Source organism: Pseudomonas sp. Ag1 (genome assembly GCF_000278565.1).
Classification (GTDB): Bacteria; Pseudomonadota; Gammaproteobacteria; order Pseudomonadales; family Pseudomonadaceae; genus Aquipseudomonas.
Map to the genome: position 1 here is coordinate 87,627 of NZ_AKVH01000102.1, position 12,731 is coordinate 100,357.

The following is a 12,731-nucleotide window of genomic DNA, read 5'->3' on the forward strand; positions in this document are numbered from 1 at the left end:
ACAGCAAGGCCGTCCCGGTTCAGGGACGAGTCTTCAGGTGCAACAGGATTCAGCGACGGGGCGGGCGCCAGACGCCGGACGGCGTGCGGTCGGGAATGAAGTCGGAAGAGACGCTGACGACCAGCGCATTGGAGGCAGTTACCGGGGCCTTGAGCACCGGCATCGACAATTGCAGCATGCCGCCGGTCTTGCACTCCTGGCCGGGCTTGCAGCTTTTGCCGTGGTCAGCGGCTGCGCCGTCCTGGCAACAGTCAGGGGCCATGTCGCTCATCATCTGCATGTCGGACATCTGCATCGGGCACGGCTCGGTGCTCGACGGCACACCCGCCATCCCGGTCAGGGGAAGCGCAAGACTCAACATCAGCACCAGGAAAAAACGCAGATAGCGGCTCATGGGACGGGAGCTTAGCCAAAAGGCGGTTAAGCAACAATTAACAAAATCCGGAGATTTCGCCTTCGCCCGGAATGCAGCAACGACACAAAACAAAATGTGGGAGCGGGCTTGCTCGCGAAAGCGGTGTATCAGCCAATCCATATGTGACTGACACACCGCTTTCGCGAGCAAGCCCGCTCCACATGGGGACCGAGCAAGCCTGAGGATCAGTGCATGAAGATCGCGATCAGGATAATGACCGGGATAGGCACACCGAGGAAAAACAGCAGTAATGAGCGCATGACGTTCTCCTTGAATTAACGAACGGAAGTGGTGTGGGGAGTGGTTTCCAGATACACCACGGCATCCCGGCGACGACCACCAAAGGTTGCAGCGAGGCTGGCAAAAAACGCACCGATCAACAGCGCCACGAAGGTCCACAGCGACGTGTAGGCAGCCACTTTTGCAGCCGTGTCGGCAGCCTGCTTGGCTTTCAACTTGGCGTCATCCAGGGCTTTTTGAGCCTGGCCATAGACCTGGTCAACACGCGCCTCGGCATCGGCCTGGCTGAGGTTGGTCCGCTGGCTGATCAACTGTGCAAGGTACGCACGGTCTTCAGGTGCCAGCTGACCATTGTTGCTCACGGTACGAGCGAAGATGCGAGCGACCACACCATGCACCGCGTCATCACTGACGGCGGCCGGGCGATCATCACGGAACAGGCTGTCGACGTAGTAGCCAAAGTCTTCGCCCTTGGAGGCAGCGCCAGCCACCTGGCTCATGCCACTGACGGCACCCGAGGCCACACTGGCACCGGCCTTCACACCACCGCTGACCACACTGCTGACCGAACCGACGATCAGCACCGCCGTCACCAGTGTCGCCACGGCCCAGGCCAGGAAGCCATGGGCGGTGTCGCGAAAGTACACCTCATCGCCGTGCATATTGGCCCATTTCACCCGCAGGCGACCGGCGATGTAACCGCCCATCCCCGACGCGATGATTTGCGTAACCGCCAGCCAGACAATGGTAGAAATGCCAAGCCCTTTGGCGCTGATGCCACTGTCGGCCCACGGCGACACCGCCGAAAAGCCCAGGCCGAAGCCCAGCAGTACCAGAATCAAGGACAGCGCAGCCGCGGCAGCGGCCCCGGCAAAGATCGCGCCCCAGGAAACCCCGGAGAGCGTGCTCGACTCTTGCAGCGTGGATGAGGATGTAATCATTGTTGTTTTGCTCCAGGCATGAAAAATAGTGTTACAAGTCTCAAAAGGGACAGTGCAGGCGACGTGCCAGAAGCTCGAAAATTAAAATTTCATATATTTCAACAACTTAATTAAGTTGAACTAATTTGAACCATGCAACTTGCAAGAAATGGCCTGGAGCGGCGGGCGTATTGCATTCCTCGTAGGAAATAACCCGTACGCACGCCGTGGCATGCAAAAAATCCTACACACACAGCGTTCGTTCAGATTCAGCGGGTTATGGTGAATTGTGTCGTTTGTGCCTACATAAATTTTTATTTAGGAAGCGGGCTATCATTTCTTGGCAAAATGCCCGCACTTCAGTGTGAATCGCTCACCAGGTAATCCTTATGACCCGCATTTTGACCATCGAGGACGACGCCGTAACGGCCCGCGAGATCGTTGCCGAGCTGAGTAGCCATGGACTGGACGTAGACTGGGTAGACAATGGCCGCGAAGGCCTGGTCCGTGCCGTCAGCGGTGATTACGACCTGATCACCCTCGACCGCATGCTCCCGGAACTGGATGGCCTGGCCATCGTCACCACTCTGCGCACCATCGGCGTATCCACGCCGATCCTGATGATCAGCGCCCTCTCCGATGTGGATGAACGGGTACGCGGCCTGCGGGCCGGTGGTGATGACTACCTGACCAAACCGTTCGCCTCCGACGAAATGGCCGCCCGCGTCGAAGTGCTGCTGCGGCGCAAAAGCACGGTCAAGGAGTTCGAAACTGCCTTGCGCGTGGCGGATCTGGAACTGAACCTGATCAGCCGTGAAGCCAGCCGTGCCGAACAGCCCCTGAGCCTGTTGCCGACCGAATACAAACTGCTGGAATTCCTGATGCGCAACACCGGGCAAATCCTCTCGCGGATGATGATCTTCGAGGAAGTCTGGGGTTATCACTTCGACCCGGGCACCAACCTGATCGACGTGCACATCGGTCGCCTGCGCAAAAAAATCGACCCGCCGGGCCTCACGCCGCTGATCCGCACGGTACGAGGTTCCGGGTATGTCATTGCTGAACCCCTCTAAAGGCTGGCGCTCTTCCAGCAGCCGGCTGCTGGCGCTCTACAGTTCGTTGTTCGTGGCCTGGAGCTGCATCCTCATGGGCGTGCTGTACTACGAGGTGTCCGGTTACCTGGGCGACCTCTCACGCCACTCCCTGATGCAGCGCCAGCACCTGTTCCAGCGGTTTGACGGCGAAGAGCTGGTGGAAGCCCTGACCACCAGCATGACCTTCGACATGAAGGGCGTTGACGCCTACGGCCTGTTCGATAATCAGTTCAACCCCATCAGCGGCCCGATCCGCGTGATACCGCCCGACCTGCCAATGGACGGACACATCCACGCCCTGGCCAACTGCATCGACTCCGACGACCCGAAACTGCCGCGCGACAGCTGCGACGCCGTAGCCACCCACACCGAAGACGGCCGCTGGCTGATCCTGGTGCGGGCCAACGGCTCGCTGTTCGGCGTGACGCGGATCATCCTGCACGCCTTGCTGTGGGGGATCACCCTGACGATCATTCCCGGCGCGGCCGGCTGGCACCTGCTCAGGCGGCGCCCGTTGCGGCGGATTCGCGGGATCCAGGCGAGTGCCGAAGCCATCGTGGCCGGCGACCTGACTCACCGTTTGCCATTGTCCGACCGACGCGACGAACTGGACATGCTGGCGGCCATCGTCAACGCGATGCTCGACCGTATCGAGAAGCTGATGAACGAGGTCAAGGGCGTGTGCGACAACATCGCCCACGACTTGCGCACCCCGCTCACACGCCTGCGGGCGCAGCTGTACCGAATCCAGCAACAGGCTGATGAAGACGCGCCCCACGCCCTGCAACTGGACGCGGCCATCGCCGAGACCGACACCTTGATGGCGCGTTTTCGCGGCCTGCTGCGGATTTCCGAACTGGAAGACCACCAGCGCCGCTCGGGCTTCCTGGTGCTTGATCCCCTGCCCTTGCTGCAGGAACTCCACGACTTCTACCTGCCCCTGGCAGAAGAAGGCGAGATGGAATTGCTGCTGCAAGTGCCGGACTCATTGCCCTGGATCACCGGTGACCGCGCGCTGCTGTTCGAAGCCCTGGCCAACCTGCTGAGCAACTCGATCAAATTCACCCCGCCGGGCGGCGAAGTGATTTTGCGCGGCGTGAACGATGCCGGCAGCACCCGCATTGAAGTCCTGGACTCCGGCCCCGGGATTCCCGCAGCTGAACGTGCGGCAGTGTTCCAGCGGTTTTACCGGGTGGACGAAGGCAATCAACAGCAAGGCGGGTTTGGCTTGGGGCTGTCGATTGTGGCCGCGATCATCAACCTGCACGGTTTCAAGCTGGAAGTCGGCAGCAGCGAACGAGGCGGCGCAAAGCTGATCCTCGAATGCCGCCAACAACTGATGCCCGAAGCCTGAAGCCTGAAGAACACCACAAAACCAATGTGGGAGCGGGCTTGCTCGCGAATGCGGAGTGTCAGTCAACCCATCTGGCACTGATCCACCGCATTCGCGAGCAAGCCCGCTCCCACATTTGATCTTCATTCAGCCCGGAAAATTACCGCGCAACGCATCCAGCCCGCCGCTGTAGACACCGGTAAACAACTCCTCCACCGCCGCATCCGTCACACCGGCCACCGGGGTAAACACACCCGACCAGGTGACCTTGGCGGTGCTGTCCGTCAACGCCTCAACCTTCAACGTCGCCAAATACTCACTCACCGGAAACGGCGACTCGCTGATGGAGTAGCTGTAAGTACGCGCCGCGTTATCAAAGCGTTGCAGCCGCTCCACCACCACACCACCATCCGCCGTTTGCAGATGACGCACGCGCCCGCCTTCACTCGGCTCGCTCTTGACGATAAAGGGCAGCCAGTCCGGCAGCGAATTGAAGCCGCCGACCAATTGCCAAACCTGTTCGGCCGAAACCGGGATTTCAATAACAGCAGATGCTTTTGCCACGATTAACACTCCAAACCATTCAAGAAAAATCAGATCGCCATGCTGTCGACAACACCGCCGTCGACCCGCAACGCGGCACCGGTGGTGGCAGAGGACAACGGTGAAGCAATGTACGCCACCAGATTCGCCACTTCATCCACATTCGCTGCGCGCTGGATGATCGACGTCGGCCGCGCATTGCGCACAAACACATCCGCCTCGTCCCGCGCACTGCGCCCGGACTTGGCCACGGCGTCCTTGAGCATGTGCTCCAGGCCATCGGTAAAGGTCGGCCCCGGCAGGATCGCATTGACCGTCACCCCGGTGCCCGCCAGGCGTTTGGCCAAGCCATGGGACACCGCCAGGTTGGCGCTTTTGGTCACGCCGTAATTGATCATGTCAGCCGGCGTTGCCACCCCGGATTCCGACGACACAAAGATCACCCGGCCCCAGCCCTGCTCGACCATGCCCGGCGTGTAATGCCGCGACAAACGCACACCGGAGATCACGTTGACCTCGTAGAAACGCGTCCACTCGCTGTCGGGGGCGTCGAAGAAATCGACGTCGTTGAAGATCCCGAGGTTGTTCACCAGGATGTCGGCGCGCGGCTCGGCGGCGAACAGCTTTTCAGCGCCCTCGGCCGTACCGAGGTCCGCCACCAGCCCACGCAGATCCGCGCCGGGCACGGCCTGGCGAATGGTCGCCAGCGCCTCGTCGACCTTGCCCGATTCACGCCCGATCACCACCACCGTAGCGCCGGATTGCGCCAGCGCCTGGCTGATGCCCAGGCCTATGCCGGCGGTGCTGCCACTGACGATTGCGACTTTGCCACTGATATCAATTTTCATGTTCGCGTTCCTGTGGTTAGAGCGGCAACGGTGCACGGGCCGAAATCAATCGTGCCTCGCGCAGGGCCTGCCAAAAGGCTGCGGGAATCTTCTCTGACAACGCCGCGACGTCTTCAGCAATGCGCCCCGGACGACTGGCACCCGGAATCACTGCGGCCACTGCCGGGTGAGCCAGGGAGAATTGCAGTGCAGCGGCTTTCACACTCACGCCATGGGCCGCGGCAATCGCCTTGATCTGCTCGACCTTGCTGATGATCGCCGGGCTGGCTTTCTGGTACTCAAAATGTGCGCCGCCCGCCAGGATCCCGGAGCTGTAAGGGCCACCGACCACGATCTCGACGTTCTGCGCCTGGGCTGCATCCATCAAGCGCTGCAAGGCGCGTTCATGGTCGAGCAAGGTGTAGCGACCGGCAAGCAGGAAACCGTCGGGCTGGGCTTCGGTCAGGTCCAGGGTCAACTCGCAAGGCTCGACCCGATTGACGCCCAGGCCCCAGGCCTTGATCACGCCTTCTTCACGCAGGCGGGTCAGTACTTTGAAAGCACCGGTGCGCGCCTGATTGAAGTAGTCCAGCCATTGATCACCGTAGAAGTCCTGGGCGATGTCGTGAATCCACACGATGTCGAGGCGGTCGGTTTGCAGGCGGTTGAGGCTGTCTTCGATGGAGCGCAGGGTGGCATCGGCGCTGTAGTCGTTGACCATCTTGTTCGGCCGGCCATGTTCAAACACGCCGCTTTTCTCGCCGAGGTCGCGGGCGCTTTCTTCCACTTCATCCAGGATCACCCGGCCGACCTTGGTGCTGAGCACATAGTCGTCACGGTTGTACTTGGACAGGGCCTGGCCCAGGCGGATTTCCGAGAGGCCCGAGCCGTAGAACGGGGCGGTGTCGAAGTAACGCACGCCCTGGTTCCAGGCTGCTTCAACGGTGGCTTGCGCCTCCTCTTCAGGAATCGCACGGAACATGTTGCCCAAGGGGGCGGTGCCAAAACCCAGCACGCCGGGCAGTTTGTCTTTCAAGCTCATGGGGTAAATCCTCAAGATTGTTCAAGGTCGCTGTGTTGACCGTTGAGCAGATCGTAGATTGCAGAGATCGGACCGTCCAAGACATACTGCGACCAACTTGAGTCCCTTAAGGTCTGACATGATCGACTTCCGCCAATTGCGCTACTTCGTTGTAGTCGCTGAAGAAGAACACGTGGGGCGTGCTGCCGAACGGTTGCACATCTCCCAATCGCCCCTGAGCCGGCAGATTGCCCAATTGGAAGAGCGCCTGGGCCTGACCCTGTTCGAGCGCAGCCAACAGCGCATCCGCCTGACCCGCGACGGCCAGACGTTCCTCGCCGAAACCAAGGCGCTGCTGACCCACGCCAACCGCCTGGAGTCATTGGGCCGGCGATTGGGCAAAGGCGAAGAAGGCGGACTGTGCATCGGCTACATCGAAAACGCCATGCACGCGGGGGTGCTGCCCAACGCCCTGAAGGTACTGCGTGACGCGCGGCCCAACGTGCATATCGCCCTGTACAACCTGCCCTCCGCCGAACAGCTGGAAGGCCTGCGCCAACGCAGCCTGGATATCGCTCTGGTGGGTGAACCACCGGCGGCGGATGACCCGGACCTGATGGCATTGCAAGTGCTGGACGATCCGATGCTGCTGGCGCTGCCCGAGCAGCATCCGCTGGCCAGCGTCAGCGAGTTGCTGCCTGAGCATCTGGCCGAGCAGCAATGGATTGGCGTGCAGCGCAAAGCGGGTGCAAACCCGGCGGATGACTTTGTTGCGGCGTGCATTCGGGCAGGGTTTACCCCGCAGATTCCGATGGAAGCCAGCGAGCCGTTTACCGCGTTGGGGTTGGTGGCGTCGGGGTTAGGTGTCGCGATGGTGCAAAAGGGCTTGAGCCGCAATGCACCGCCGGGCGTTGTGCTGCGAGAACTGCCGTGGCTGACCTACACCACGCCGCTGTGGGCGGCGTGGCATCGGATCAACTTGCGGCCGCTGGTGGAGACATTCAGGAAAGTCCTGACAGAGCCCCTATCACCTGTGGGAGCCGGGCTTGCCCGCGATGCAGGCACCTCGGTCTGTCAGTAAGACCGCGGTGATGCCATCGCAGGCAAGCCAGCTCCCACAGGGTTTCGGTGTCGCAGTTGAACGTGTGGTGGATCAGTACCGCCAATGCCCCGGCACCCACAACCACTGCCCGTTCCCCCAGCGATAGTGCCCCCGCACCCACTGATACCCTGGCGCCGGCGCCACCGGCACCACCTCGACCAAAGGCGGCGGACGCCGCGGATGAACAGGCTCGACAATACAACCGGACAACGCAGCCGCCATCAACGTGGCGGCCAGCGTAGCTTTGAATAGGCGGGACATGGCGCGGTTCCCCAATGAGACTGGCCTTCGCCTGAGTGGCGGGCCTACCCGGGTTAAACGCCGCCAACCGGGAAAATCCGTCGCCCGTCTCGGTTATTAATGCTCGTTCCCACGCTCTGCGTGGGAACGCATCCCGTGACGCTCCGCGTCACCACTGCGCAAGACTTGAACCTTGCATCGCCAACTGGACGCAGAGCGTCCGGGGCGGCATTCCCACGCAGAGCGTGGGAACGATCATCCGTCGCTCGTCTCAGTTACTTCTGGCGACCTTGCCCTTCGCCTGCCCCTTCATATACAACGCCTCCACCAACCGTTGGCGCTCATCCCGGGGCAAGGTGCTGGCGAACTGCGCCAGGGTGTTGTCCACCAGCGCCCTGAGCGCCATGTCCGCCTCCCGGGCCTTGCCCAAATCCGTCACCAACGCCTCACGGTCGAGAGTCGGCGCCTCCAGTTGCTTGATCACGTCCAGCCGCGCCTCGCGCCCGGCAAGTACCAGCGGCTGACTGTCGGCGCGGTTCTGGCGCAACAACTGGCGCAGTTCCTTGCGCCGTTCCGGCGGCAGCTTGACCATCGCCTGGCGCAGGCCATGCTGGTTAACCACCGCCTCGGCGGGCTTGGTGTTCGCCAACCAATGGTACAAGCCACCGCCGACACCGCCGATCAAAAACACGTTGAACAACACCGACACAACCAGCAGCGGCTTCAGGTACTTGGGTGACGGGGTCATTGCTCGCTTTCCTCGGCGTTGACGGTGAAGACGACTTCGGCGTCGCCCTGGTCGAAGACACTCGGCAGTACTTCAGGGCCAAGCATGGGCAACGGCACGCTCAACGATGCCACCAGGATTCCGGCGGCGACCCCGGCGATGCCCACGCCAACAAAACCGGCCGGCGACAGCCAGCCGGCGTAGCGCGCCCAGAAGGACTGGCGCTGGGGAAACGATTGGCGAATCTGCCGCGCCAGCGCCGGGTCGACGGGTGCCAGTTGATAGCCGTCCAGCTGGCCGTCGAGCCATCGCGCCTGATGCAGCACCTCAAGGAGGCTGGCATCGCCTGCATCCAGCAGGGCCTGGGCCTCGGCCTGTTCGGCGCGCGGCCAACGGTGCAAGTGGCCGCCGTAAGCCTCGGCCAATTGGGCAAATCGTTCAGGCGTCATGGTTTTCCCCTTCCTGGGCGGGCGGGCCCGGGTGTGTCGTCAAGGTAACTGCGCAGGTTGCGCCGGGCCCGTGACAGCAAGCTCTCCAGTGCCTCGACGCTGATGTTCATCAGCGCCGCGGCGTCGATATTCGACAGCTCTTGGTAATACTGCAACACAATCGCTTCACGCTGGCGATCAGGCAGCGACGCCAACGCCGCCGCCATGCGCTCACTGCGGGCGGCCGCTTCCAGCTGTTCATCGGGCGCAGGCGCTGTGTCGACCACCTCGCTCATCGCCTCCTCATCGCGCAACGGGCGCTCCTTGCGCCGACGCAAATGGTCGTGGCACAGGTTGAGTGCCACGCGGTGCAGCCAGGTGTCGAAACGCGCTTCGCCACTGCGCCAGCTTGCAGCCTGGCGCCAGATACGCAGGAAACTTTCCTGGGCCACGTCCCTGGCCTCGTCGGCATCCCCGAGGATCCGACTGGCGAGCGCGAGCAAACGCGGCAGTTTGCGCGTCACCATTTCGTTGATGGCCGCCGGTTCGTTGTTACCGATGCGGGCCAACAGCTCAACGTCCGGATCAGTGTCTTTCAATAGGGCAAGTCTCGGTCCGGTGGCTAAGGGTCAGGTTGACGGAATGCTCAGCGGATCCAGTGCCCTTCCCTCCAGTACCAGTTGGGGCCGCGCGATTCCCAGTGGCCAGGTTCCCAACGGGCGTTGCGCATCACCGGCTGCCAGTGGCCCGGTACCCAGGCATAACCGCGCCCTTCGTAGCGCCAGTGCCCGCGATCCCACACATAGCCAGGGCGTTCGACGGGAACGGCCTCGACGCGCATCGGCGGTGGCGCTTCGCGGATGATCACTTCGGTCTGGGCAAACGTCGGCGTGCTGACCAGGGCGGCCAGTGCCAGCGGGATCAACAGGGCATAACGTAATTTGGCCAGCGGTCGTGCAAGTCTCATGACAACTCCTTCATCGGCGATCGCCAGTGATCGCAGTTGTAGGGTTGAACGGCAGGTGTCCGAAAATCCGTCGCAACAAAAAGAACTTTTTATCGCGACCGCTCAGGACGGCAGGCAGGGCCAGTATTGCCCAGGGTTTGCGGGGAGTTGATGAAATTGTTGAAAGGCCGCGACGGAATTATCCATGTGGCCGCGTTCAAGGGTTAACCGTTGGTAATCGACAGGCGCGTTCTGTTGGTTGGCGACGTCCATCACCTTGAGGAAATCACCATGTCTCGTCGAATTTCACTGCTGGTTGCCGCCGTCCTGCTCATGAACCTTGGCGGCTGCGTGTTCCTGCCGGGGCACCGCGAGCATTGCTGCTGGCGCGGTTACGGGGTAGTGACTACCCCGACGGCACAAGCGATCTCCTGATCCGCTAACTGACCGCTGCAAACCCCCTGCGCCCGGCCTTGATCTCGGTGCGCAGTTCGCCAATCAGGTTTGAGATGGAACGGATGCTGTCCAGACCCTGGGGCGACACACGGGGCAGCAGCAGGTCGACGCGCCCGGAGGCCGGGTCGAAGATGTTGATGCGCAGCGAACCGTCGCTGTTCAATGAGCAGTCACAGGCGAGGGGCAGGAAGCCCGACTCCATGATGTGGCGAAACTCGGCGATCGAAATCATGCGGGCACCCTTCCCTGTACGGGGCTCGGAGGACGTGATCCGTCTAGGGTAGATGAGCTTTTTCAAACTGCCCGGGAATTAATGCAAAAGTGATACTTGGTGCGCATTTCGGCTAAAACCGCTGGCCGGCTGACGCCAAAAAAACCACACCGACACCCTCTTATCCGATGCCGCGCGAAGGGCTTGCTTCCTGGCGATGATGGCCAGATGCTCTGGTTTTTTTCCGACACCGAGAGCACTCCGCATGAGCATCGAACCTTTGATCGAACCCGACAGTGCTGTGTACAAGACGTTGCTGGAATCGACCAAGGCCATTCCCTGGCGTATCGACTGGGCAACCATGACTTTCAGCTACATCGGCCCGCAGATCGAGGCGCTGCTGGGCTGGACGCCGCAGAGCTGGGCCACCGTGGACGACTGGGTGGAACGCATGCACCCGGATGACCGCGAATACGTAGTCAACTTCTGCGTCTCGCAGTCCCGGGCCGGGGTCGATCATGAAGCCGATTACCGGGCGCTGACCGCCAGCGGTGAGTACGTGTGGATTCGCGACGTGGTGCACGTGGAGCGCAAGGACGGCGAGGTGCAGGCGCTGATCGGCTTCATGTTCGACATCAGCGAGCGCAAGAAGACCGAAGAACACCTGATTCGCCTGCAAAAACAGCTGGAGGAGTATTCGTTCCAGGACGGCCTCACCGGCATCGCCAACCGGCGCATGTTCGACACCGTGCTGGCGCGGGAATGGACCAGCGCCCAGCGCAGCCAATTGCCGCTGTCGCTGATCCTGTTGGATATCGACTATTTCAAGCAGTACAACGACCTCTACGGGCATATCAAGGGCGACGAATGCCTGCGCCAGGTGGCACGCACGCTGTCGCAGGCGGCCAACCGGCCACGGGACTTCATTGCGCGCATCGGCGGCGAGGAGTTTGTGTGGTTGTTGCCGGAAACCGATGCCGAGTCGGCACGGCGCGTGGCCGAACGCTGCCTGCACTTGATCCGCCAGCAGCAGATCGCGCATGAGCACTCGGCGGTGTCGGACCTGCTGACACTGAGCCTGGGCGTAGGCACTTGCACGGTAACGCCGGGCAGCGGGGCGCTGGCCTTTGTCGAAGCCGTCGACAAGTTGCTGTACCAGGCCAAGCGCAATGGCCGGATGCGTGCAGAGTTTGCCAACGTGGCGGATTGACACAAAAGCCGAATCGCGGGCAAAAAAAATCCCAAGTAGCTGATGGAAACTTGGGATTTAAAAATGCATAAACCGTGGGAGGTGAACGCCCGGCTATATTACCCAGCGGGAAAACTTGTAACAAGATAATTTTCAACCTTTCGTCGGATTAAAACAGCGCTAAGTCATTCAATAACCACACTTTTTTAATGGATCCGATTATTGGAAATGCCACTTTTTGGTGCAATAACAGTGCATCGTTAAACAAACTTCGCTGTTTAATTCCGCGATAAAAATAAGGTTATTGATTAAAAGTGCGTGGGCTTCTTCAAATAGTGCTGATACAGGTGTTTGCACGGATCCACCAACACAAGTTCGTCCTGGGGCGTGGCGCGCGAAACACTGGCTGCCTGACGGCATAACGCCAGGCGCTCCGCCGCCTCTTCCCGCTGCCGGTCGACCTGGGCATTGAGCCGAACGAAATAAGTCCCCAACAACACCGCGACACATAGAACGCCGACGCCAAAATAGCGCAAGGCGTTGGATTGAGGGGGTTCCAGCTCACTCATACACTCATTGCACCTTGTGTTTCTGATAGCGAACATCGTCGCCCTCGGCCGTGTCGACCACTGCCCAGCCAAGCCGCTGGTAAAAACCGTTGGCACGGATCTGATCCCGCCCATCCGTGATCAGGAAGAGCGTGTCGTGGTGCTCGAACAGCGCGGCCTCGGCCACTGCCATCAATTGGCGGCCCAACCCAAGGTTCTCGTGAGACGGCAATACAAACAGGGCGAACACCTCGCCTTCGGCAAGATCAACCATTGCAAACGCGACAGGCCTGCCGTCCAGTTCGGCAAGCCATACGCAAGGCGCCTCGCGCATGCTGTCGGCGACGACTTGCGGGGTAATGCCCAGCTCAGCCATCTGCTCGCGGCTTAAGTGGTTCTGCACCACGGCGGTGCGAATGTCGAAAATGGCATTGATATCGCCCGGAGTTGCCAACCGTATAACCGAACCCATGTGCACCGCCTCCCGATGA

General features: G+C 61.0%; 18 protein-coding genes. 5 read left to right on the top strand and 13 right to left on the bottom strand.

Features of this window, described 5'->3' with window-relative positions:
• Window positions 1–49: 49 nt before the first annotated feature.
• Entirely contained in the window at window positions 50–394 is a 345-nt protein-coding gene (locus tag A462_RS13715) for a hypothetical protein (RefSeq protein WP_008435958.1), read from the bottom strand.
• Window positions 395–690: 296 nt separating this feature from the next.
• Window positions 691–1,596 (bottom strand): hypothetical protein, encoded by a 906-nt coding sequence (locus A462_RS13710; protein ID WP_003219728.1) that lies wholly within the window; start codon window positions 1,594–1,596, stop codon window positions 691–693.
• Between the two features lie 368 nt (window positions 1,597–1,964).
• Here A462_RS13710 and A462_RS13705 point away from each other — a divergent pair, with 368 nt between their 5' ends.
• Together A462_RS13705 and A462_RS13700 are read left to right on the top strand one after the other, a co-directional pair.
• Window positions 1,965–2,648, top strand: a complete 684-nt coding sequence (locus A462_RS13705) for a response regulator transcription factor (RefSeq protein WP_003219726.1) — start codon at window positions 1,965–1,967, stop codon at window positions 2,646–2,648.
• The gene (locus A462_RS13700; protein WP_008435962.1) at window positions 2,626–4,023 is read left to right on the top strand and encodes a sensor histidine kinase; all 1,398 of its coding nucleotides are present in this window, start codon (window positions 2,626–2,628) and stop codon (window positions 4,021–4,023) included. Before A462_RS13705 ends, A462_RS13700 begins: the two co-directional genes overlap by 23 nt.
• 126 nt (window positions 4,024–4,149) lie before the next feature.
• On the opposite strand, the gene A462_RS13695 is transcribed toward A462_RS13700, so the two are convergent.
• The 3 genes from A462_RS13695 to A462_RS13685 are packed head-to-tail and all read right to left on the bottom strand — an operon-like array spanning window position 4,150 to window position 6,414.
• Complete coding sequence (locus tag A462_RS13695; protein ID WP_008435964.1) at window positions 4,150–4,566, bottom strand: SRPBCC family protein; 417 nt, start codon at window positions 4,564–4,566, stop codon at window positions 4,150–4,152.
• A gap of 29 nt (window positions 4,567–4,595) precedes the next feature.
• Window positions 4,596–5,393, bottom strand: coding sequence for an SDR family NAD(P)-dependent oxidoreductase (locus A462_RS13690; RefSeq protein WP_003219722.1), 798 nt, complete (start codon window positions 5,391–5,393; stop codon window positions 4,596–4,598).
• Between the two features lie 16 nt (window positions 5,394–5,409).
• Window positions 5,410–6,414 (bottom strand): aldo/keto reductase, encoded by a 1,005-nt coding sequence (locus A462_RS13685; RefSeq protein WP_008435967.1) that lies wholly within the window; start codon window positions 6,412–6,414, stop codon window positions 5,410–5,412.
• Window positions 6,415–6,532: 118 nt separating this feature from the next.
• On the opposite strand from A462_RS13685, the gene A462_RS13680 reads away from it, so the two are divergent.
• The gene (locus A462_RS13680) at window positions 6,533–7,474 is read left to right on the top strand and encodes a LysR substrate-binding domain-containing protein (RefSeq protein WP_008435969.1); all 942 of its coding nucleotides are present in this window, start codon (window positions 6,533–6,535) and stop codon (window positions 7,472–7,474) included.
• A 72-nt stretch (window positions 7,475–7,546) separates the two neighbouring features.
• Here the strand turns inward: A462_RS13680 and A462_RS33470 are convergent, their stop codons facing one another.
• The 5 genes from A462_RS33470 to A462_RS13660 form a co-directional block, all read right to left on the bottom strand.
• Complete coding sequence (locus tag A462_RS33470; RefSeq protein WP_080673247.1) at window positions 7,547–7,756, bottom strand: YXWGXW repeat-containing protein; 210 nt, start codon at window positions 7,754–7,756, stop codon at window positions 7,547–7,549.
• Window positions 7,757–8,006: 250 nt separating this feature from the next.
• On the bottom strand, window positions 8,007–8,483 hold the full coding sequence (locus A462_RS13675) for a periplasmic heavy metal sensor (protein WP_008435977.1): 477 nt from the start codon (window positions 8,481–8,483) through the stop codon (window positions 8,007–8,009).
• Window positions 8,480–8,911 carry a hypothetical protein gene (locus tag A462_RS13670; protein ID WP_003219715.1) on the bottom strand — a complete coding sequence of 144 codons (432 nt, stop codon included), beginning with the start codon at window positions 8,909–8,911 and terminating at the stop codon, window positions 8,480–8,482. The genes A462_RS13675 and A462_RS13670 overlap by 4 nt, the downstream gene beginning before the upstream one ends.
• Entirely contained in the window at window positions 8,908–9,489 is a 582-nt protein-coding gene (locus tag A462_RS13665; protein WP_008435980.1) for an RNA polymerase sigma factor, read from the bottom strand. The genes A462_RS13670 and A462_RS13665 overlap by 4 nt, the downstream gene beginning before the upstream one ends.
• Before the next feature lie 47 nt (window positions 9,490–9,536).
• Window positions 9,537–9,857 (bottom strand): YXWGXW repeat-containing protein, encoded by a 321-nt coding sequence (locus A462_RS13660; protein WP_003219711.1) that lies wholly within the window; start codon window positions 9,855–9,857, stop codon window positions 9,537–9,539.
• A 270-nt stretch (window positions 9,858–10,127) separates the two neighbouring features.
• On the opposite strand from A462_RS13660, the gene A462_RS34640 reads away from it, so the two are divergent.
• Complete coding sequence (locus A462_RS34640) at window positions 10,128–10,271, top strand: hypothetical protein (RefSeq protein ID WP_166742173.1); 144 nt, start codon at window positions 10,128–10,130, stop codon at window positions 10,269–10,271.
• Between the two features lie 4 nt (window positions 10,272–10,275).
• Here the strand turns inward: A462_RS34640 and A462_RS13655 are convergent, their stop codons facing one another.
• Window positions 10,276–10,524, bottom strand: coding sequence for a DUF1652 domain-containing protein (locus tag A462_RS13655; RefSeq protein WP_008435982.1), 249 nt, complete (start codon window positions 10,522–10,524; stop codon window positions 10,276–10,278).
• A gap of 244 nt (window positions 10,525–10,768) precedes the next feature.
• On the opposite strand from A462_RS13655, the gene A462_RS13650 reads away from it, so the two are divergent.
• A complete protein-coding gene (locus tag A462_RS13650) occupies window positions 10,769–11,713 on the top strand; it encodes a diguanylate cyclase (protein WP_008435983.1) in 945 nt (314 codons plus the stop codon).
• Window positions 11,714–12,000: 287 nt separating this feature from the next.
• On the opposite strand, the gene A462_RS13645 is transcribed toward A462_RS13650, so the two are convergent.
• Together A462_RS13645 and A462_RS13640 are read right to left on the bottom strand one after the other, a co-directional pair.
• Window positions 12,001–12,261: a hypothetical protein gene (locus tag A462_RS13645; RefSeq protein ID WP_003219703.1), complete on the bottom strand. Its 261-nt coding sequence runs from the start codon at window positions 12,259–12,261 to the stop codon at window positions 12,001–12,003.
• Window positions 12,262–12,265: 4 nt separating this feature from the next.
• Entirely contained in the window at window positions 12,266–12,712 is a 447-nt protein-coding gene (locus tag A462_RS13640) for a GNAT family N-acetyltransferase (RefSeq protein WP_003219700.1), read from the bottom strand.
• Window positions 12,713–12,731 lie beyond the last annotated feature (19 nt).